Annotated in this window: 19 protein-coding genes and 1 tRNA gene; 15 read left to right on the forward strand and 5 right to left on the reverse strand. The window is 68.0% G+C overall.

The genetic code is table 11. The annotated features are described in order from the left end of the window. Nucleotides 1-124 precede the first annotated feature (124 nt). Nucleotides 125-2,587: a ribonuclease R gene (rnr, locus tag FS845_RS11970; protein WP_144634993.1), complete on the forward strand. Its 2,463-nt coding sequence runs from the start codon at nt 125-127 to the stop codon at nt 2,585-2,587. On the opposite strand, the gene FS845_RS11975 is transcribed toward rnr, so the two are convergent. Beyond that, on the reverse strand, nt 2,584-3,048 hold the full coding sequence (locus FS845_RS11975; protein ID WP_144634996.1) for a winged helix-turn-helix transcriptional regulator: 465 nt from the start codon (nt 3,046-3,048) through the stop codon (nt 2,584-2,586). The two genes, rnr and FS845_RS11975, sit on opposite strands and share 4 nt — an antisense overlap. A 97-nt stretch (nt 3,049-3,145) precedes the next feature. On the opposite strand from FS845_RS11975, the gene FS845_RS11980 reads away from it, so the two are divergent. The 12 genes from FS845_RS11980 to FS845_RS12035 all read left to right on the forward strand — a co-directional run bounded on the left by FS845_RS11980 (nt 3,146) and on the right by FS845_RS12035 (nt 13,904). Beyond that, on the forward strand, nt 3,146-3,994 hold the full coding sequence (locus tag FS845_RS11980; RefSeq protein WP_144635000.1) for an SDR family oxidoreductase: 849 nt from the start codon (nt 3,146-3,148) through the stop codon (nt 3,992-3,994). 159 nt (nt 3,995-4,153) lie between these two features. Continuing rightward, the gene (rlmB, locus tag FS845_RS11985) at nt 4,154-4,891 is read left to right on the forward strand and encodes a 23S rRNA (guanosine(2251)-2'-O)-methyltransferase RlmB (RefSeq protein ID WP_144635006.1); all 738 of its coding nucleotides are present in this window, start codon (nt 4,154-4,156) and stop codon (nt 4,889-4,891) included. 34 nt (nt 4,892-4,925) lie between these two features. Beyond that, nucleotides 4,926-6,167 (forward strand): cystathionine gamma-synthase family protein, encoded by a 1,242-nt coding sequence (locus FS845_RS11990; RefSeq protein ID WP_144635009.1) that lies wholly within the window; start codon nt 4,926-4,928, stop codon nt 6,165-6,167. Nucleotides 6,168-6,475: 308 nt separating this feature from the next. After that, nucleotides 6,476-6,748, forward strand: coding sequence for an HU family DNA-binding protein (locus FS845_RS11995; RefSeq protein WP_003812968.1), 273 nt, complete (start codon nt 6,476-6,478; stop codon nt 6,746-6,748). Nucleotides 6,749-6,867: 119 nt separating this feature from the next. Then, nucleotides 6,868-6,943 (forward strand) — tRNA-Val (locus FS845_RS12000). 269 nt (nt 6,944-7,212) lie between these two features. Beyond that, the gene (locus FS845_RS12005) at nt 7,213-7,578 is read left to right on the forward strand and encodes a hypothetical protein (protein WP_144635012.1); all 366 of its coding nucleotides are present in this window, start codon (nt 7,213-7,215) and stop codon (nt 7,576-7,578) included. A 235-nt stretch (nt 7,579-7,813) separates the two neighbouring features. After that, nucleotides 7,814-8,617: an energy transducer TonB gene (locus FS845_RS12010; RefSeq protein ID WP_144635015.1), complete on the forward strand. Its 804-nt coding sequence runs from the start codon at nt 7,814-7,816 to the stop codon at nt 8,615-8,617. A 1-nt stretch (nt 8,618) separates the two neighbouring features. Next, nucleotides 8,619-9,485, forward strand: coding sequence for a MotA/TolQ/ExbB proton channel family protein (locus FS845_RS12015; RefSeq protein ID WP_144635018.1), 867 nt, complete (start codon nt 8,619-8,621; stop codon nt 9,483-9,485). Then, a complete protein-coding gene (locus FS845_RS12020; protein ID WP_144635021.1) occupies nt 9,485-9,967 on the forward strand; it encodes an ExbD/TolR family protein in 483 nt (160 codons plus the stop codon). The genes FS845_RS12015 and FS845_RS12020 overlap by 1 nt, the downstream gene beginning before the upstream one ends. A 62-nt stretch (nt 9,968-10,029) precedes the next feature. Further along, nucleotides 10,030-10,701, forward strand: a complete 672-nt coding sequence (locus FS845_RS12025) for a response regulator transcription factor (protein WP_066415600.1) — start codon at nt 10,030-10,032, stop codon at nt 10,699-10,701. Nucleotides 10,702-10,769: 68 nt separating this feature from the next. Next, nucleotides 10,770-11,891, forward strand: a complete 1,122-nt coding sequence (locus tag FS845_RS12030) for a sensor histidine kinase (protein ID WP_144635024.1) — start codon at nt 10,770-10,772, stop codon at nt 11,889-11,891. 120 nt (nt 11,892-12,011) lie between these two features. Continuing rightward, complete coding sequence (locus tag FS845_RS12035; protein ID WP_144635027.1) at nt 12,012-13,904, forward strand: potassium transporter Kup; 1,893 nt, start codon at nt 12,012-12,014, stop codon at nt 13,902-13,904. A gap of 120 nt (nt 13,905-14,024) precedes the next feature. On the opposite strand, the gene FS845_RS12040 is transcribed toward FS845_RS12035, so the two are convergent. Together FS845_RS12040 and argG are read right to left on the reverse strand one after the other, a co-directional pair. Then, on the reverse strand, nt 14,025-14,399 hold the full coding sequence (locus FS845_RS12040) for a response regulator (protein WP_144635031.1): 375 nt from the start codon (nt 14,397-14,399) through the stop codon (nt 14,025-14,027). A 26-nt stretch (nt 14,400-14,425) separates the two neighbouring features. Then, a complete protein-coding gene (gene argG / locus FS845_RS12045) occupies nt 14,426-15,778 on the reverse strand; it encodes an argininosuccinate synthase (RefSeq protein WP_144635036.1) in 1,353 nt (450 codons plus the stop codon). A 336-nt stretch (nt 15,779-16,114) separates the two neighbouring features. Here argG and FS845_RS12050 point away from each other — a divergent pair, with 336 nt between their 5' ends. Beyond that, entirely contained in the window at nt 16,115-16,684 is a 570-nt protein-coding gene (locus FS845_RS12050) for a DUF4286 family protein (protein ID WP_144635039.1), read from the forward strand. Nucleotides 16,685-16,745: 61 nt separating this feature from the next. Here FS845_RS12050 and argF read toward each other — a convergent pair whose 3' ends face one another. Continuing rightward, entirely contained in the window at nt 16,746-17,690 is a 945-nt protein-coding gene (argF, locus tag FS845_RS12055) for an ornithine carbamoyltransferase (protein WP_144635042.1), read from the reverse strand. Between the two features lie 59 nt (nt 17,691-17,749). Next, on the reverse strand, nt 17,750-18,931 hold the full coding sequence (locus FS845_RS12060) for an aspartate aminotransferase family protein (RefSeq protein ID WP_144635045.1): 1,182 nt from the start codon (nt 18,929-18,931) through the stop codon (nt 17,750-17,752). Nucleotides 18,932-19,254: 323 nt separating this feature from the next. Here FS845_RS12060 and FS845_RS12065 point away from each other — a divergent pair, with 323 nt between their 5' ends. Next, nucleotides 19,255-19,545: a DUF3579 domain-containing protein gene (locus FS845_RS12065; RefSeq protein WP_144635048.1), complete on the forward strand. Its 291-nt coding sequence runs from the start codon at nt 19,255-19,257 to the stop codon at nt 19,543-19,545. The last annotated feature ends 24 nt before the right edge of the window (nt 19,546-19,569 follow it).

Here is a 19,569-nt window from a genome sequence, read left to right on the forward strand (position 1 = left end):
CCTGGTGCAATAAGGCCGCACTGGCTTTGTGATACGCTTTTCCGAAGTGATTACCGGAAAACTGCCGGTATCTTTTTCAGCTCCGGCGAACAGAAGCTAAGCATTATATACAGGATTTTCACCTTTGGCAAAGCGACCGAATAACGACTCGAATAACAACCGCTCCACGTCCGTCTTGCCCGATGCGCCGCCCGATTTCGATCCAGATGTCCCCTCGCGCGAAGCCATCCTGACTGCATTGCGTTCGGCTGCCGCGCCTCTGTCGCCGGAAGAACTGGCGCAGCGCATGGGCGTCGAGCGGCCCGCCACCCTGGTCGGTTTCGAACGCCGCCTCACGGCCATGGAACGCGATGGCCAACTGATGCCCAACCGCAAGGGCGTGCTGCTGCTGGCCACCAAGCTGGATTTCGTGGCCGGCAAGGTCCAGGGCCATCGAGACGGTTTCGGCTTTCTGCTGCGCGACGACGGCGGCCCGGACATCTTCCTGGCCGCCCGCGAGATGTCCAAGGTGCTGCATGGCGACCGCGTGCTGGTCAAGCCCACCGGCGAATACCGCGGCAAGCCCGAAGGCACCATCGTCGAGGTCATCGAGCGGCGCACCAACAAGCTGGTTGGCCGCTTCCTGCACGAGCATGGCCTGTCCATCGTGGTGCCCGAGGACCAGCGCATCAAGCATGACATCCTGATCCCGCCCGCCGACACCAACGGCGCGCAGCACGGCCAAGTGGTGTCGGTCGAGATCATGGCGCAGCCGACCCGCCACACCCAGCCGCTGGGCCGGGTGTACGAAGTGCTGGGCGAGATCGACGATCCCGGCATGGAGATCGAGATCGCCGTGCGCAAGTTCGACGTGCCGGTCGACTTCAGCGAGCCCGCGCTGAAGCAGGCCGCACGCCTGCCCGACGTCGTGCGCAAGAACGACCTGAAGGGCCGCGTCGACCTGCGCGACGTCCCGCTGATCACCATCGACGGCGAGGATGCGCGCGACTTCGACGACGCCGTCTACTGCGAGCCCGTCGACCTGGGCACCGGCACGCGCAAGCGTCCCGCGTGGCGCCTGCTGGTGGCCATCGCCGACGTCAGCCACTACGTGCGCAGCGACGACCCGCTGGACGTGGACGCCTTCGAGCGCGGCACCAGCGTGTACTTCCCGCGCCGCGTCATCCCGATGCTGCCCGAGTCGCTGTCCAACGGACTGTGCTCGCTCAACCCCAACGTCGACCGGCTGGTGCTGGTGTGCGACATGGTGATCCCGGCCACCGGCGCCAAGGCCGGCACCATCACCGCCTACCAGTTCTACAACGCGGTCATGCATTCGCAGGCGCGCACCACTTACACCAACATCTGGGCGGCGCTGCAGCAGCCCGGCGGCCCTGCGGCCGCGGCGCTGGGCAGCGTGATGCCGCACGTGCAGCACGTGTACGAGCTGTACCAGCTGCTGGCGCAGTCGCGCCGCAAGCGCGGCGCCATCGACTTCGACACGGTCGAGACCAAGATCGTCTGCAACCAGCTGGGCCGCATCGAACAGATCGTGCCCTCGGTGCGCAACGACGCGCACAAGCTGATCGAAGAGTGCATGCTGGCGGCCAACACCTGCGCGGCCGACTTCATGCTGCGCAGCAAGCATCCGGGCCTGTACCGCGTGCACGAAGGCCCCACGCCCGAGCGCCTGAAGTCGCTGCGCGAGTTCCTGCGCACGATGGGCCTGTCGATGGGCGGCGGCGACGAGCCCACGGCCAGCGACTACGGCGAGTTCCTCGACAGCGTGCGCGGCCGGCCCGACTTCCCGCTGCTGCAGACCATGTGCCTGCGCTCGATGCAGCAGGCCATCTACAGCCCCGACAACGTCGGCCACTTCGGCCTGTCGTATCCCGGCTATACGCACTTCACGTCGCCGATCCGCCGCTACCCCGACCTGCTGACCCACCGCGTCATCAAGGCCTTGCTGGTGGGCGAGCGCTATGTGCCCAGGCTGGAAGACCAGCCCGTCGCCGTCGTGGGCGCCAGCCAACGCGAGCACGAGCACGACATCTGGGAGAAGACGGGCCTCTTGCTGTCGTCGCGCGAACGCCGTGCCGACGAGGCCTCGCGCGACGTCGAGGCCTGGCTGAAATGCTGGTTCGTGAAGGAACGCGTGGGCGAGGACTTCAGCGGCACCGTCACCGGCGTGGCCAGCTTCGGCATCTTCGTCACGCTGGATACGCTGCACGTCGAAGGCCTGGTGCACGTGTCCGAGCTGGGCGGCGAATACTTCCAGTTCAACGACGGCCTGCACGAGCTGCGCGGCGAGCGCACCGGCATGCGCTATCGCCTGACCGACAAGGTGCAGGTGCAGGTGGCGCGCGTGGACCTGGAGGCGCGCCGCATCGAGTTCCGCCTGGTCAAGGGCACCAGCTTCGACGCGCTGCGCAAGCAGGCCGCCAAGAGCCCCGACGAACCACCGCGCCGCATCAAGCGCGCCGCGGCGCCCAAGCCGCAGGCCCTGAAGGGGCAGACGGCCAAGCAGCGCCGCGCCGAGGCCAAGCGGGCCAGCAAGCCGGCCAAGACGGCCCCGCGGCCGGCCAAGAAGGCGCCGCGCGCCCGCTAGGCCCGGACGCTGCGCTGGGCAGAGAGCCGACCCGAGGGTCGGCTTTTTTCCTGCTCCGCCTGCATGCCGGCGGCGTCCCAGTGCGCCGCGATGGCAGGCATGTTCACTTCGATCCAGTCGGCCAGGCCCTGCACGCGCTCGGCCGCCTCGCGCCCCAGCGGGGTCAGCGAATATTCCACGTGGGGCGGCACGACCTTGAACGCACGCCGCTGCACGATGCCGTCGCCTTCCAGCCATTGCAGGGTCTGGGCCAGCATGCGCTCGCTGACTCCGCTGATCTTGCGCCGCAGGTCGCTGAAGCGCTGCGTGCCCGGCAGCAGCGCGATCAGCACCAGCACGCCCCAGCGGCTGGTCATGTGCTTGAGCACCTCGCGCGACGGGCAGGCGACCGCCATGAGATCGCCGCGGTCGAGTTTCTCCGACAGCGAGGCGGGGCGGTCGGCGGAATGAGGGTCGGCCATGTCGATACTTACCTTTATGTGCGTACTTACAAAAAATTAGTATGGCGCGTAGAGTCTAGCGCTCCTTCCTCTGGAAACCAAGTACAGGAGTGCCACCATGACCATTGCCATCACCGGCGCCACCGGCCAGCTGGGCCGCATCGTCGTAGAGAAACTGAAGCGGCAGGTCCCCGCGGCCGATCTCGTCGCGCTGGTGCGCAGTCCCGCGAAGGCCGCCGGCCTGGGCGTGACCGCGCGCGCCGCCGACTACGCCGATCCGGCCTCGCTGGATGCCGCGCTGGCCGGCGTGCGGGCCTTGCTGCTGATCTCGTCCAGCGAGGTCGGCCAGCGCGTCGCCCAGCATCGCAACGTGATCCATGCCGCCCGCCGCGCGGGCGTCGGGCACGTCGTCTACACCAGTCTGCTGCATGCCGACCGCTCGCCGCTCAGCCTGGCCGGCGAGCACATGGCCACCGAAACCCTGCTGAAGGAATCGGGCTTGGCCTACACCGTGCTGCGCAACGGCTGGTACACCGAGAACTATGCGGGCTCGTTCGGCGGCGCGTTGGCGCAGGGCGAGCTGGTGGGCAGTTCCGGCAGCGGCAGGATCTCGTCCGCCACGCGCCAGGACTATGCCGCGGCCGCCGTGGCCGTGCTGACGGGGCAGGGCCATGAGGGCAGGATCTACGAACTGGCCGGCGATACGGCGTGGACGATGGCCGAACTGGCCGCCTTGCTGTCTGGCCATGCCGGCCGCGAGATTCCGTATCGCGACCTGCCGCAGGCCGACTATGCCGCCGTCCTCAGGCAGCACGGCCTGCCCGAATTCCTGGCCGAAGGCATCGCTTCATGGGACGTGGGCGCGTCGCAGGGCGCGCTGTTCGACGACGGGCGCGCGCTGTCGCGCCTGATCGGCCGGCCGACCACGCCGCTGGCCGCCACCGTGGCGGCCACGCTGCGGGCCTGACTGCGCCTCGACGGGCGAGGGGGCAGGGCAGGCTCCCGCGCCCCGCTGGCCCCGTCGCGGCGCGCGCAGCGGTAACATGGCGGGATCGGCGCCGCCGCGGCACGTCCTGAAGGGCGCGCGGCCAATGCGCCCATCGCTCATCAGAAGGTATTACGCTCTATGGCTTCGGCCCAAGTCCTCGCCGGGTTCCATGCGGTCATCGCACGCCTGCGCCACGCCCCCGAATCGATCAAGGAAATCTACGTCGAGGCCTCGCGGCGCGACAAGCGCATGCAAAGCCTGATCGAGGCGGCCGAACGCGCCGGCCGGCGCGTGCATCCCGTCGCCATCGACCGCCTGGACGGCCTGTCGCGCGGCACGCGCCACCAGGGCGTGGTGGCGCTGGCCGACGAACGCCAGCTCGCCGTGGACGTGGACGAAGTGCTCGACGTCATCGAGGGTCCCGCCTTCCTGCTGATCCTGGACGGCGTGACGGACCCGCACAACCTGGGCGCCTGCCTGCGCACGGCCGACGCGGCCGGCGTGCATGCGGTCATCGCGCCGCGCGACCGCGCGGTGGGCCTGACCAGCACCGTGCAGCGCGTGGCGTGCGGCGCGGCCGACACCGTGCCCTACATCACCGTCACCAACCTGGCGCGCACCATGCGCGGCCTGAAGGACCGCGGCGTATGGCTGGTCGGCACCGACGACCAGGCCAGCGACGGCATGCACGCCGTCGACGCGCGCCAGCCCATGGCCTGGGTCATGGGCGCCGAAGGCGAGGGCATGCGCCGCCTGACGCGCGAGACCTGCGACCAGCTGGTGCACATTCCCATGCTGGGTTCGGTCGAGAGCCTGAACGTCAGCGTCGCCAGCGCCGTGTGCCTGTACGAATCCGTGCGCCAGCGCCAGGCCTGAGCCCATTTTCTCTTCCTTCCGAAATACCGACACCATGCATCAGAACGGCTTTACCACCGGCATTCTCCATTCCGACCGCAGCCAGTCCGTCGAGCACGGCGCCGTGCACAAGCCGATGCACCCGTCGTCCGAGTTCGCGTACGACGACGCGCGCGAACTGGCCGCGGTGTTCCAGGGTAAGGCGGGCTTCACGTATGCGCGCCAGGGCACGCCCACCACCACCGCGCTGGAAGCGAAGGTCACGCTGATGGAAGGCGGCAAGAATTCCGTCAGTTTCGCCACCGGCATGGCTGCGCTGGCGGCCGTGTTCGGCACGCTGCTGCGCCGTGGCGATCACCTGGTGTCCAGCCAGTACATCTTCGGCAACACCAACAGCCTGCTGGGCACACTGGCCGACCTGGGCGTGGAGATCACCACGGTCGACGCCACCGACGTCGAGCAGGTGCGCGCCGCGCTGCGTCCCGAGACGCGCATGGTGTTCACCGAGACCATTGCCAATCCCGGCACGCAGATCGCCGACCTGCGAGGCATAGGCGATCTGTGCCGCGAGCGCGGCCTGGTCTACCTCATCGACAACACGCTGACCTCGCCCTGGCTGTTCCAGGGGCGCGACGTGGGCGCTTCGCTGGTGATGAACTCGCTGTCCAAGTACATCGCGGGCCACGGCCACGCCCTGGGCGGCTCGATCACCGACACCGGCCTGTACGACTGGACGGACTACGGCAACATCTACGATGCGTACAAGAAGGGCCCGTCCACCGGCTGGGGCCTGACGCAGGTCAAGAAGAAGGGCCTGCGCGACATGGGCGGCACGCTGGCCGCCGAGCCCGCGCACCGCATCGCCATCGGCGCCGAGACGCTGGCCTTGCGCATGGACCGCCACTGCGCCAACGCACTGGCGCTGGCGCGTTTCCTCGACACCCACCCGGGCGTGGCCAAGGTGCATTACCCGGGCCTGTCCAGCCATCCTCAGCACGAGCGCGCCGCCGCGCTGTTCAAGGGCCGCTTCGGCGGACTGCTGGGCGTGGAGCTGGCCGGCGGCATCGATTGCTTCGACTTCCTCAACCGCCTGCGAATCGTGCTGATGGCCACGCACCTGGGCGACACGCGCAGCCTGGCGCTGCCCGCCGCGCACACCATCTACTACGAGATGGGACCCGAACGCCGCAAGCAGATGGGTATCGCGGACAGCCTGATCCGGGTGTCGGTGGGCATCGAGGACGAGGCCGACCTGCTGCACGATTTCGACCAGGCCCTGCAAGGCAGCATGAAGTGAATGCCGCGCATCCCCGCGCGGCGCTGCAGCCGCGCGGGGATGCGCAGATGCCGGCAAACCCAATGCTGGCGCGGCTTGTAACCCGGTTTGTGCTTGACAGCGGCCTTGCCCGGATGCCTAATACGTCTCTACGTCGCAGCGGCCAGCATGGCGCTCCAGACTCGAAGCAATCGCGACGTAGCAGTTCACAAGTTGTGCTTAGCAGCGCAAGAAACCAGACATCCACTCGTTCTACCGTCCGCTGACGCACGGCATGCGATCCACGCTGCGTGCGCGGCTGGCCTATATTCCGTGAGGGGTAATCCTGCATGAACAAAACCGAACTCATCGATCACATCGCCAGCAAGGCTGACATCTCCAAGGCGGCCGCCGGCCGTTCGCTGGACGCGCTGATCGGTGCCGTCAAGACCACCTTGAAGAAGGGCGGCACGGTTACGCTGGTGGGCTTCGGCACGTTCGCCGTCTCGGCGCGCGCCGCTCGCACGGGCCGCAATCCGCGCACCGGCGAAACCATCAAGATCAAGAAGGCCAAGGTGCCGAAGTTCCGCCCGGGCAAGGCCCTGAAGGACGCCGTCAACTGACAGGCGCCGGCGGATGTCGCGGCAAAGGCGAGGGCGCGCGCCCTCGATTTGCCCACCCGCGCAGCGCTCCGCTATACTGCGGTCCGCGTTGCAGAAGTGGCCCCACAATGCAGGTCCCGGGGTGCTTAGCTCAGCTGGTAGAGCGGCGCCCTTACAAGGCGTAGGTCACAGGTTCGACCCCTGTAGCACCCACCACCATCGCGCACAGAATCAAAGCTGAAAGCCTCCACGATTTCCCAAGCAGGCCTCGTTCCTGCAGACCTGGGTGATTGGAAATCCGGCACATCCACTGTCGGGGTTTCCGTGGAGGCTTTTTTCATGGCCGTATCGCCCGGTGCGCCGACACAAGGCAGGCGGCGCTGCGTACGCGCCGACACCGCCGCCGCACGGTTCGAGCCCTGCGGACGCCGAGCCTGCCCGTGCATCTTCCATCCGCTGCCTCTTCCAGAACGCGAGACTGCACCATGATGCGTGCCTTGGGATCGATCGTTGCCTGCCTGCTGGCCTGCGCCGCCGGCGCGGCGCGGGCCGGACAGGCGTATTCCGACGATGTGCTGGCCATGTGCCGGATCGTCGACGCGGCATCCCGCAAGATCATGACGGCACGCCAGCTCGGTATGCCGATGGCGCAGGTGATGGACCTGACGCGCAACACCGACAACGACGCCGTGCGCAACCTGATGGGCATGATCGTGGTGGGCGCCTACGAGTTCCCTGCCTATCGCACGCGGGACGAGCGCGAGCAGGTGGTCGCGGATTTCGCGGACACGGCCTATCGGGAATGCGTGAAGATCCTGCCCGAACAGGGCTGGGGCAAGCCCGGCCGCTGACCGCACGCGGCGCGGCATGCGCCACACCTGCTTGCACACCGGCGGTTGTCGCCATCCTGCGGCTCCCGTATCGTCGGCATCTTGCCATTGCGAAACTTGCGGCAACTTAACTTGCGAATCATTCGCATTTAGTATATCGTGTCGGATTCCGAAGCCGCCGGCGGGCTGCGCGCGCTTTCTGCGGATGCGCGGCAGCGTCGGCCTGATTGTCCATAGATAGTTCCTCGGCTGATTCATGCCTAGCCCCCAATACGGCCAGTACGCTTCTTCTTCCCTGTCTTCCTTCTTGTGGCGCGGCGCGGCAGGTGTGTTCATTGTCGCCATGCACGTTGCGGTGGTTGCCGTCGCGTATTACTTCGGCAATGAAGAGCCGCCCCAGATGCTCGAGCAAGAGCCGGTGATGGTCAGCGTGATCGAAGCGCCCGTGCCCGAATTGGCGCAGGCACAGCCCGAACCCGAGCCGCCTGCGCCGGTGGAAGAGCCGCCTCCGCCGCCGCCCGTCGAGGAGCCGCCTCCGCCCGAGCCCGAACCTCAGGTCGAGCCGGAGCCGGAGCCCGAGCCCATCGTCGAGAAGCCGCCGGAGCCCGCGCCCAAGCCCAAGCCGAAACCCAAGCCCAAGCCGCAGCCGAAACCGCAGCCCAAGCCCGAGCCGAAGCCGGAACCGAAGCCGCAGCCCGTGACGCCGCCGCCGCCCAGCCCCGTGGGCGAGCAGAAGGTGACGCAGGCCCCGCGCCAGGCGCCGCAGCCCAGCGAGCCGGAAACGCTGACCAACGTCGAATACCTGGGTGGCCAGCCCAAGCCCAATTACCCATCGATCTCGATGCGCATGCGCGAGGAAGGCCGTGTGGTGGTGCTGGTCGACATCAATACCCAAGGCCTGCCGGAAACCGTGCGCATCGATACGTCTTCAGGCTATTCGCGCCTGGACGAGTCGGCATTGGCCGCAGTCCGCAAAGCCCGCTTCAAACCACTTATGCGAAACGGGGTGGCCTTGCCGGCCCGCGCCCGAATTCCGTTCGATTTCACGATGAGGAACTGAGATGTCCAACGCCATCCAAAACGCCACGCTGCTGGCTCAGGCGACGACCGGCGCACCCGCCGCGCCCGCTGCAGCGCCGATGCAGCCCGCCGCCGCCGCCGCGGCCAACGCGCCGCTGCCGGTGCCCGACATGGGCTTCATGCACTTCGTCACCCAGGCCGATTTCGTCGGCAAGACGCTGTTCATCATCCTCATCGTGATGTCGCTGGTGACCTGGTACCTGATCGTGGTCAAGGCCTTCGGCAACATGAGCATGCGCAAGCGCACGGGCGCCTTCCTGAACAAGTTCTGGAACGCGTCGTCGCTGGCGCAGGTCGAGAACGAGATCGCCACGCACGGCGCGCGCGATCCCTTCTCGCACCTGGCCAGCCACGCCATCCACGCGCAGAGCCACCACGCCCGCTTCGGCGCCACCAAGCTGGAAGAGGTGGGTTCCAACGGCGAGTTCGTCACGCGCACGATGCGCAAGGTCATTGACGAAGAGACCGCCAAGCTGGAGAACGGCCTGACGGTGCTGGCCTCGGTGGGTTCCACCGCGCCGTTCGTCGGCCTGTTCGGCACGGTGTGGGGCGTGTATCACGCGCTGGTTGGCATCGGCCTTTCCGATGGCGTCACCATCAACCGTATCGCCGGCCCGGTGGGCGAGGCCCTGATCATGACCGGCCTGGGCCTGGCCGTGGCCATTCCGGCGGTGCTGGCCTACAACGCGTTCGTGCGCAACAACCGCGTCTACCTGTCGCGCCTGGATGCCTTCGCACATGACCTGTTCGCGTTCCTGACCACCGGCCAGCAAGTCGCCATGCCCAGCGGCAAGGTGCGCGCGCTGCGCCAATCCGCCGCGCCCGCCGTCGGCGCCCGGAGCGAATAATGGCATTCGGCGGCTTCGACAACAAAGGCTCGGGCAGCCACACGGTATCCGACATCAACATGGTGCCGCTGATCGACGTCATGCTGGTGCTGCTGGTGATCTTCATCATCACGGCGCCGCTGCTGGCCCACTCGATCAAGATCAACATGCCGCAAGTCAGCGCCGAGCAGATCCAGGAAGATCCCAAGACGATCGACCTGGCCATCGACGCCAACGGCGCCCTGTTCTGGAACGAGCAGCCGGTCAACATCGATGACCTGCCGAATCGCTTCCTGACCGTGGCGCGCGACAAGCCGCAGCCCGAGATCCGCATCCGCGCCGACCAGGCCACCCGTTACGAAACGCTGGCCAAGGTGATGGCCTCGGCGCGCCGATCGGGCATGAGCCGCATCGGCTTCGTGACCACGCCGGCCCCCGGCGTGGCGCCCATTCCGTCGCCCGCCGCGCCCGCGGCGCAGGGCGCCGCAGGCGCCCCGCGCTGACGGTCTCCTGACACGCTAAAAACCGGCCCCGCAGGGGCCGGGAAAGCGCTAGAATCTGCGCCATGCGAGTTCTAGTCATCGAAGACGACACCACCCTGGGGCATGCCCTCCAGGAGTTCCTGTCCGACCAGGGGTACGCGGTCGACTGGCTTACCGAGGGCGACAAAGTCCAAGGCGCCATGGTCGGCCAATCGTACGAGTTGATCCTGCTGGATCTGAATCTGCCTGGTCTGGGCGGCCTGGAGGTGCTGCGCCAGCTGCGCCTGGACGGCAACCAGGTGCCGGTGCTCATCCTTACCGCGCGCGACGGTCTCGACGACCGCGTGGCGGGCCTGGATGCCGGCGCCGACGACTACGTCACCAAGCCCTTCGACCTGCCCGAGCTGGCCGCCCGCGTACGTGCGCTGGCGCGTCGCCGCAGCGGCCAGGCCCAGCCCTTCATCGAGGTCGGTCCGCTGGTGTTCGACACCGTCGGCCGCGAAGTCCGCGTCAACGGCCAGCGCCTGTCGCTGTCGGTGCGCGAGCTCTCCGTGCTCGAGATGCTGATGGCCCGCGTCGGCCGCGTGGTCACCAAGCGTCAGATCGTCAACTCGCTGTCGGCCTGGGATGCCGACTTCAGCGAGAACGCGGTCGAAGTCTACGTCTACCGCCTGCGCAAGCGCCTGGAAGGCACCGGCGCCAGCATCCAGACGGTACGCGGCTTCGGCTACCTGCTGGACGTGGAAGCGGCGTGACGCGCCTCCTGGCCCGCAACGCCGCGGCCGCTCGGTAGGCCCTCTGCCTGCCGCTTCCTTACCTCTCCATGCCTCAGCATCCTTCCGCCACGCCGCCGGCCAATCCGCCCGGCGACCGTTGGCTGCCCACGGGCTCGCTGGCGCGCCACCTGGTCAAGCGGCTCATGCCGCCCATCCTGGTCCTGGTGCTGCTGGACCTGGCCGCCACGTGGGTCATCACCCACAAGATCGAACTGTCGCTGTGGATGCTGGAAGACTTCTTCTGGCTCATGGTGGTGTGCCAGGTGCTGCTGATCGTCCTGTTCGCGGGCGTCATCATCCAGGGCGTGCGGTCCGGGCTACGCTCGGTCAACGACCTGTCCGAGGAAATCCGCCAGCGCTCCATCGACGACATGCAGCCCATGGAAGTGGCCGACCTGCCCGCCGAGATCGCGCCGCTGGTCACCCACATCAACGACCTGCTGGGCCGCCTGGATGCCTCGCTGCAGGCGCAGCGCCGCTTCATCGGCCACGCCGCGCACCAGCTGCGCACGCCGCTGTCCGGCCTGCGCCTCGAATCCGAACTGATGCTGGCCCGGCCGCTGCCCGACGACGTCCGGGTGCGCGCCGAGCGCATCAAGGTCGTCAGCGACCGCATGATCCGCCTGGGCCAGCAGTTGCTGGTGCTGGCGCGTGCCGACCCCGACGCGCAGCCCCAGGACCGTTTCGTGCGCATCGACCTGTGCGAATGGGTGCGCGCAAGCGGCGCCGAATGGATTCCGCGCGCGCGCACGCAGCAGGTCGACATCGACCTGGCCGCGCCGGACCTGCCGGTGTGGATCGACGGCGATCCGCTGCTGCTGGACGAGCTGCTGGGCAACCTGATCGACAACGCGCTGCGCTACGGCAAGCCGCAGGGCCGCATCACGCTCACTGTCGGCACCAACCCGCCGTCGCTCACCGTCGAGGACGACGGCCCGGGCATCACGCCCGAAGAACGCGACAGCGTGTTCGAAGCCTTCTATCGTTCGCCCACCGCGGCGGCGGGCGGCTCCGGCCTGGGCCTGGCCATCGTGCGCGAGATCGCGCACGCGCACGGCGCCTGGTGGAAGCTGGCCAGCCGGCCCGAATACCCCGGCACGCGGCTGTCCGTCGTGTTTCCCGGCCCGCGCAAGGGCACCCAATTAACCCGTCACGAGCGCCTTCCATGAGCCTGCCGGGCCGCCCCAAAGGCGAATACCGAAGTGCGCAGCACGGAGGTCCATCAAAATGAGCCTGCCGGGCCGCCCCAAAGGCGAATACCGAAGTGCGCAGCACGGAGGTCAACCAGAATGAGCGCTCCGCATCCCGCCCATCCCGCCCACGGCACTGCCTCGTCCCGCCGCGTCCTGGTGCTGGGCGCGCTGGGCGTGGTGTATGGCGACATCGGCACCAGTCCGCTGTATACGCTGCGCGCCTGCCTGACCACCTTCGACGAAGTGCAGCCGGGCCACGTGCTGGGCATTTTGTCGATCCTGTTCTGGCTGCTGATGCTGGTGGTGTCGCTGAAGTACGTGACGCTGGTGCTGCGCGCCGACAACCGCGGCGAGGGCGGCACGCTGGCGCTGCTGGAGCTGGCCGTGCGCGGCAGGCAGGGGCGCATGCGCGCGGTGCTGGTGGGCCTGGGCATCTTCGGCGCGGCGCTGTTCTACGGCGACAGCATGATCACGCCGGCCATCTCGGTGTTGTCCGCGCTCGAGGGCATCGGTGTCGTATCGCATCGGCTGGATCATTGGGTGGTGCCCATGGCGCTGGTGGTGCTGGTGCTGCTGTTCGCCATCCAGTCGCGCGGCACGGGCACGATGGGCAAGCTGTTCGGGCCCATCATGGCGCTGTGGTTCGCCACGCTGGCCGCGCTGGGCGTGTGGCAGATCATCCTGAATCCCGAGGTGCTGGCGGCGTTGAATCCCTTGCTGGCCGTGCGTTTCGTCCTCGACTACCCCGGTCCCAGCTTCCTGCTGCTGGGCGCGGTGGTGCTGGCGCTGACCGGCGCCGAGGCCCTGTATGCCGACATGGGCCACTTCGGCCGTCCCGCCATCCGCACGGCCTGGTTCTGGATGGTGCTGCCCGCGCTGACAGCCTGCTATTTCGGGCAGGGCGCGCTGCTGCTGCGGGACCCGTCGGCGCTGCGCAATCCCTTCTTCCTGATGGCGCCCGACTGGGGCCTAGTGCCGCTGGTGGCGCTGGCCACGGTGGCCACCGTGGTGGCCTCGCAGGCCGTCATCTCGGGGGCGTTCTCGGTCACGCGGCAGGCGGTGCAGCTGGGTTTCTGGCCGCGCATGCAGATCCTGCACACCTCCGCGCTCGAGAAGGGGCAGATCTACCTGCCGCAGGTCAACGCGCTGCTGCTGTGCGCGGTGCTGGTGCTGGTGCTGCTGTTCCGGAATTCCGAGAACCTGGCCGCGGCCTACGGCTTCGCCGTCACGGGCACCATGCTGACCACGTCGATCCTGGCGTTCTGCGTGCTGCCCACCGTGATGGGCGGGCGCCGCGTGCTGTGGCTTTGCGTGCTGTGCGTGCTGCTGGTGGTGGACGTGCTGCTGTTCAGCTCCAACGTGCTCAAGCTGCACGAAGGCGGCTGGCTGCCGCTGGCGGTCGGCGTGGTGGTGTACGCGCTGATGATGACATGGCGGCGCGGCCGCCATCTGCTGGCCGACCTGCAGGCGCGCGACCGGCAGCCGCTGCAGGAATTCATGGTGCAGCTCGAGGAATTCCCGCCGGCGCGCGTGCATGGCACGGCCATCTTCATGACGATGAATTCCGGCTACGTGCCGCCCGCGCTGCTGCACAACCTCAAGCACAACAAGGTGCTGCACGACCAGGTGCTGTTCCTGACCATCCGCGTGGCCGACGTGCCCTACGTCGCGCCCGACGAGCGCTTCACGGCGAAGCGCCTGAGCGCGTCCAGCTGGCAGTTGTCGGTGTTCTACGGCTTCAAGGAAGATCCCGACGTGCCCGAGTCGCTGCGCGAGGTGGCCGAGGCTTATCCCGAGCTCGACCTGGAGCCCATGCGCACCTCGTTCTACCTGTCGCGCCAGACCGTGGTGGCGGGCCATCGCCCGGCCATGTGGTCTTCGCGCCGCGCGGTGTTCGCCTTCATGGCGCGCAACGGCACGCGCAGCACCAAGTTCTTCAAGATCCCGCCCAACCGGGTGGTGGAAATGGGCATGCAGGTGGAGCTGTAGCGCGCCCGTGCGCGCATCGTGGCGCCGGAAGGTCGAACGCCCGTCCAGGTCAGGCTCCTGGACGGGCGCTCGTGTATTTGCGAAGGGAGAAAGAGGCGCGGTTGTGGCTGGCGGCCGAGTCTAGTCCTGACCGTCTTCGCCCGCCGTGACGCGCTGCACCGTGGCCACCACGTCGTCGAGCTTCATCGGCTTGCGCAGGAAGGCCTTGTAGTTGCGGCAGTCCTGCGGCACGTCGTCTTCCGGCCGTCCGCTCATCAGGATGACGGGCGTATCGGCCAGGTAGGCGTTCTCCTGCATGGCCGTCAGCATGGGCACGCCGCCCATGCTGGGCATCATCAGGTCGGAGATGACCACGTCGGGACGCAGCGTCAGCATGGTCTGCAGCGCGTCCAGGCCGTTGTGCTGCGTGACGACCTCGAAGCCCTCGGCCTCGAGGCGGTCCTGCAGCAGCTCGGCGATGAGCGGCTCGTCGTCCACGATGAGGATCTTCGTCATGACGACAACTTCTTCTGCATGAGGGCTCAAGACTTCTTCTTGCCGGACGCGCCGTCCTGCAGCTGGGGCAGGGCGGCGCCGCCCGACGGGGCCAGCAGGCCGGTTTTCACGTAGGTGAAGAGCTTCTCGCGGGTGTCGACGATGTCGAGGTTGCGCATGGTCAGCTGGCCGATGCGGTCAGCCGGCGTGAAGGGCGCGTTCTCGACCTTTTCCATGGACAGGCGCTCGGGCGCGTAGGTCAGGTTGGAGGAGACCGTGTTCAGGATGGAGTAGTCGTTGCCGCGGCGCAGTTCCACCGTGACTTCGCCGGTGACGGCGCGTGCCACCCAGCGCTGGGCGGTTTCGCGCAGCATGATGGCCTGCGGGTCGAACCAGCGGCCCTGGTACAGCAGGCGGCCCAGCTTGCGGCCGTTCTCGCGGTACTGCTCGATGGTGTCTTCGTTGTGGATGCCGGTGACCAGGCGCTCGTAGGCGATGAACAGCAGCGCCAGGCCCGGGGCCTCGTAGATGCCGCGGCTCTTGGCCTCGATGATGCGGTTCTCGATCTGGTCGCTCATGCCCAGGCCATGGCGGCCGCCGATGCGATTGGCCTCGGCCAGCAGCTCGACGGGGTCGGTGAACTCGACGCCGTTCAGGGCCACGGGCTGGCCTTCCTCGAAGCGCACCGTCACTTCCTCGGCGGGCACGGCGACGTCGTCGCGCCAGAACGCCACGCCCATGATGGGCTTGACGATGCGGATGCCGGAGTTCAGGTTCTCGAGATCCTTGGCTTCGTGCGTGGCGCCCAGCATGTTCGAGTCGGTGGAATACGCCTTCTCGGCCGACATCTTGTAGTCGAAGCCGGCCTGGCGCATGTAGTCGGACATCTCCGACCGGCCGCCCAGTTCGTCGATGAACTGCTGGTCGAGCCAGGGCTTGTAGATCTTCAGCTCGGGGTTGGTCAGGAGGCCGTAGCGGTAGAAGCGCTCGATGTCGTTGCCCTTGAACGTGCTGCCGTCGCCCCAGATGTTGACGCCGTCTTCCTTCATGGCGGCCACCAGCATGGTGCCCGTGACGGCGCGCCCGATGGGGGTGGTGTTGAAGTAGGTGATGCCGGCGGTGGAGATGTGGAACGCGCCCGATTGCAGGGCGGCGATGCCTTCGGCGACCAGTTGCGCGCGGCAGTCGATCAGGCGGGCGTTCTCGGCGCCGTACTGCATGGCGCGGCGCGGGATGTCGTCGTAATCGGGCTCGTCGGGCTGGCCCAGGTTGGCGGTGTAGGCGTAGGGGATCGCGCCTTTCTCACGCATCCAGATCAGCGCGGCGCTGGTGTCCAGGCCGCCGGAGAAAGCGATGCCGACCTTCTGGCCGGTAGGAAGGTTCGGGAGAATAGTGGTCATTGATTTCGACTGTGGACGCCCAACGAAAAGGCGGCGGAAGGGGCCGCCTCCGGATGAAACAGCGGCAGGCCGCCGCCATATACATGAATGCAACCTGGGATTTTAGCGCGTTTGCCAGGGCCGGCGGCGGGGGTATTCGTTTTGTCTATATCTGAAATATCGCGTAGGGCATTGGCGCGCGGCGGCGGCGGGTCGATGATCTTCCGCTTGCGCCCGCGCCGCCCGCGCGTGCCGTCCGCGGCATTCGCCGTGTCCATGGCGCCGGGCACGGTGGCCGGGCCGCCTACGCAATGATCGACACGCGCCGCGACAGGCGGGGCGCACAGGAGAGGATGGATGGACACGCAAGGCAAGGTACTGCTGGTGAAAGTGCCGGCGAAGCTGGACGCGGCCGGCGCGCAAGCCGCGCGGCGCGCGCTGGAAGAAGGCGGCGGCGTGGCGGTCTCCGTCTTCGCGGCGCTGGCACTTGACGAGACCTACGTGTATTGCCGCGAGGCTGCCGCGGCAAGGCTGGATCAGGCCGGCGCGCGAGCCCGCGCGCTGTTCCCGGACGCGCAGGTACGGCTGCTGGAGCCGGCCTGCCTGCTGGCGGGCGCGTCGCAGGGCCAGGATGCGCCCTGGCATTACATCGTCGAGACGGACGTGCTGCCCGAGCAGGAGCAGGACCTTAACGCCTGGTACGACCAGGAACACCTGCCGGGCCTGGCGGGCGTGCCCGGCACGGTGCGCGCCGAGCGCTACCTGTGCCGCGACGGCTCGCCGCGCTACCACGCCTGCTATGACCTGCACACGCAGGAGACCTTCGGCAGCCCGCCCTGGCTGGCCGTGCGCGCCACCGACTGGAGCAGCCGCGTGCGGCCGGCCTTCCGCAACACCAAGCGGACAATGTTCCAGCGCGTGGCCTGAAACGCATCGCGCCCCGGTAAGGGGCGCGAATCGAGCTGAGGGTCCGCGAACGGGCGCGGATTTATTCCGAGACCTGTCCCAGCAGCAGGAACTCCATCAGCGCCTTCTGCGCGTGCAGGCGGTTCTCGGCCTCGTCCCAGACCACGCTTTGCGGGCCGTCGATCACTTCGCCGGTGACTTCCTCGCCGCGGTGGGCGGGCAGGCAGTGCATGAACAGGGCCTGCGGGTCGGCCACGGCCATCATCTCTTCGTCGACGCACCAGTCGGCGAACGCGGCGCGGCGTTCGTCGTTCTCGGCCTCGTAGCCCATGCTGGTCCACACGTCGGTGGTGACCAGGTGCGCGCCGCGGCAGGCATCCATGGGGTCCTTGAACTGGCGCAGCGTGCTGGCGGGCGGCGTGCCGATGCGGACGGGCTCCAGCTCGTAGCCCGAGGGCGTGGAGACGTGCAGCGTGAAGCCCAGCAGCTCGGCGGCCTGCAGCCAGGTGTACGACATGTTGTTCGCGTCGCCCACCCAGGCCACCGTCTTGCCCGCGATGGGACCGCGGTGCTCGATGAACGTGAAGATGTCGGCCAGGATCTGGCAGGGATGGAATTCGTTGGTCAGGCCGTTGATGACGGGCACGCGCGAATGCGCGGCGAAGCGTTCGATGCGGGTCTGCTCGAACGTGCGGATCATGACGATGTCGACCATGCGCGAGATGACGCGCGCGGTGTCCTCGATGGGCTCGGAGCGGCCCAGTTGCGAGTCGTTCGAGGTGAGGTTGATGACCGAACCGCCCATCTGGTACATGCCGGCCTCGAACGACACGCGGGTGCGCGTGCTGGCCTTCTCGAACACCATGGCCAGCGTGCGGTCGTGCAGCGGCATGTGCGGCTCGTAGCGCTTGAACTTGTCCTTGATGATGCGGGCGCGGTCGAGCACGTAGGCCAGCTCGGCGGACGAGAGATCTTTGAACTGCAGGAAATGCCGCAAGGGGCCGTTTTGATTCGCAGGAGGAGTCATGATGGTTTCGCGGGGCTGGAGGGCGGGCCGGCGCTCGTGGCGCCCGCCCGCGCGGGAAATTATGCCTGGTCGGCCAGGAACTGCTTGATCAGCGGGACCAGCAGGCGGACGATTTCGTCGGCTTCATCGCGGGACAGGATCAGCGGGGGCAAGAGGCGCACCACGCGTTCCCGCGTGACGTTGATCAACAGGCCGGCCTGCATGGCGCGCGTGGCCAGGATGCCGCACGGGCGGTCCAGCTCGATGCCCAGCATCAGGCCGCGGCCGCGCACCTCGGCCACGCCATGCACGCCGGCCAGCTCGCGCGACAGCGCGGCCTGCAGATGGGCGCCGACGTCTTCGGCATTCTGCAGCAGGTCCTCCTGTTCCAGCGCGTCGAGGACGGCCAGGCCGGCGGCGCAGGCCAGCGGGCCGCCGCCGAAGGTGGTGCCGTGGCTGCCCGGCGTGAGCACGCCCGCGGCCGGTCCGGCCGCCAGCATGGCGCCGATGGGCACGCCGCCCGCCAGGCCCTTGGCCAGTGTCATCACGTCGGGACGGATGTCCGCCCATTGGTGCGCGAACCACTTGCCGGTGCGGCCGATGCCGGACTGCACTTCGTCGATCATCAGCAGCCAGCCGCGCGCGGTGCACAGATCGCGCAGGCCGCGCACGTAGTCGAGGTCGGACGGGCGGATGCCGCCTTCGCCCTGCAGCACTTCCATCAGCACGGCCACGGTGCGGGGCTCGGCGTCGCCGGCGCGCGATACGGCGTCCAGGGTGTTGTACGGCACCTGGATGAAACCGGCGGGCAAAGGTTCGAAGCCCTTGCGCGCCTTCTCGCTGCCGGTGGCGGCCAGCGTGCCCAGCGTGCGGCCGTGCCACGACGAGTCCATGGAGATGATGTGGGGCAGGTCATTGCCCTTCTGGTGGCCGTAGTAGCGCGCCAGCTTGATGGCGGCCTCGTTGGCCTCGGAGCCGCTGTTGGCGAAGGCCACTTCTTCCATGCCCGACAGCTGGGCCAGGCGCTGCGCCAGCTCGGCCTGCTGCGGCACTTCGTAGATGTTCGAGGTATGGATGACGCGCGCCGCCTGGTCGGCGATGGCCTGCACCAGGCGCGGATGGTTGTGGCCCAGGCAGGAGACGCCGATGCCGGCCAGCCCGTCGAGATACTTGCGGCCCTGCGCGTCGAACAGCCAGACGCCCTGGCCGTGCGTGAACGAGACCGGCAGGCGGGAATAGATGTTGATCAAGGGCGACGGCATCGCGGGTGCTCCAGTGGACGACTGCCCCGTGCGCCCTGGCTTGCCGCTGCCGCACGCGCGTTGCGCGCCATGAGGGCAGGCAGCGAAAAAGCGGCGGGGACGCACCGGGGGCCGTCCGCGGGTTTCGGTTTATTGGGGAACGAAGCGCGGGGCGAAAGGATCAATCATATACAATTCGCGGCGCGGGCCGCTTTTCACCATCGGGCCGCTCCCCGGGTCCGGCATTGCGCTTGCTGTGCCGTCGTGCCCGGGAGCGTGTCTCGGGGTTTCTTGTCAGACGCGGCCGATCCCGGCGTCAGTGTGCAGCCCGCAGTGAAGAATCCATGGCGAATCCTGTCAGACAATTCATTATCCATGGCGTTACCGAAAGCGGTGCGCGATTCCGCCCCAGCGACTGGGCCGAGCGCCTGGCCGGCGTGATGTCCCAGTTCAAGCCGCCCGGCAGCGGCGGCAGCCACCTGACGTATTCGCCCTACGTGCTTCCCGTGGTCATCGATGGCGTGCGCGGCATCGTGGTCGACCTGCGTCTGCGCGAGCTCGAGCCGCTGGCCTACAAGTTCGTCGTCGACTTCGCGCGCGACAACCAGTTGAAGACCGAGGAACGCGACGCCTGATGCCGCGCGGCGGGCCTTGCGGCC

Source organism: Bordetella genomosp. 13, from assembly GCF_007679965.1.
Taxonomy (GTDB): Bacteria; Pseudomonadota; Gammaproteobacteria; order Burkholderiales; family Burkholderiaceae_B; genus Bordetella.

Bases quoted from the DNA above. Each gene is read 5' to 3' on its own strand.
- FS845_RS12005 (WP_144635012.1), top strand. From the start codon at position 7,213: ATGATGCGTGCCTTGGGATCGATCGTTGCCTGCCTGCTGGCCTGCGCC.
- FS845_RS12020 (WP_144635021.1), top strand. From the start codon at position 9,485: ATGGCATTCGGCGGCTTCGACAACAAAGGCTCGGGCAGCCACACGGTA.
- FS845_RS12030 (WP_144635024.1), top strand. From the start codon at position 10,770: ATGCCTCAGCATCCTTCCGCCACGCCGCCGGCCAATCCGCCCGGCGAC.
- rlmB (WP_144635006.1), top strand. From the start codon at position 4,154: ATGGCTTCGGCCCAAGTCCTCGCCGGGTTCCATGCGGTCATCGCACGC.
- FS845_RS12060 (WP_144635045.1), bottom strand. From the start codon at position 18,931: ATGCCGTCGCCCTTGATCAACATCTATTCCCGCCTGCCGGTCTCGTTC.
- FS845_RS11980 (WP_144635000.1), top strand. From the start codon at position 3,146: ATGACCATTGCCATCACCGGCGCCACCGGCCAGCTGGGCCGCATCGTC.
- FS845_RS12050 (WP_144635039.1), top strand. From the start codon at position 16,115: ATGGACACGCAAGGCAAGGTACTGCTGGTGAAAGTGCCGGCGAAGCTG.
- FS845_RS12035 (WP_144635027.1), top strand. From the start codon at position 12,012: ATGAGCGCTCCGCATCCCGCCCATCCCGCCCACGGCACTGCCTCGTCC.
- FS845_RS12040 (WP_144635031.1), bottom strand. From the start codon at position 14,399: ATGACGAAGATCCTCATCGTGGACGACGAGCCGCTCATCGCCGAGCTG.
- argF (WP_144635042.1), bottom strand. From the start codon at position 17,690: ATGACTCCTCCTGCGAATCAAAACGGCCCCTTGCGGCATTTCCTGCAG.
- argG (WP_144635036.1), bottom strand. From the start codon at position 15,778: ATGACCACTATTCTCCCGAACCTTCCTACCGGCCAGAAGGTCGGCATC.
- FS845_RS11995 (WP_003812968.1), top strand. From the start codon at position 6,476: ATGAACAAAACCGAACTCATCGATCACATCGCCAGCAAGGCTGACATC.
- FS845_RS12010 (WP_144635015.1), top strand. From the start codon at position 7,814: ATGCCTAGCCCCCAATACGGCCAGTACGCTTCTTCTTCCCTGTCTTCC.
- FS845_RS12015 (WP_144635018.1), top strand. From the start codon at position 8,619: ATGTCCAACGCCATCCAAAACGCCACGCTGCTGGCTCAGGCGACGACC.
- FS845_RS12025 (WP_066415600.1), top strand. From the start codon at position 10,030: ATGCGAGTTCTAGTCATCGAAGACGACACCACCCTGGGGCATGCCCTC.
- FS845_RS11990 (WP_144635009.1), top strand. From the start codon at position 4,926: ATGCATCAGAACGGCTTTACCACCGGCATTCTCCATTCCGACCGCAGC.
- FS845_RS11975 (WP_144634996.1), bottom strand. From the start codon at position 3,048: ATGGCCGACCCTCATTCCGCCGACCGCCCCGCCTCGCTGTCGGAGAAA.
- FS845_RS12065 (WP_144635048.1), top strand. From the start codon at position 19,255: ATGGCGAATCCTGTCAGACAATTCATTATCCATGGCGTTACCGAAAGC.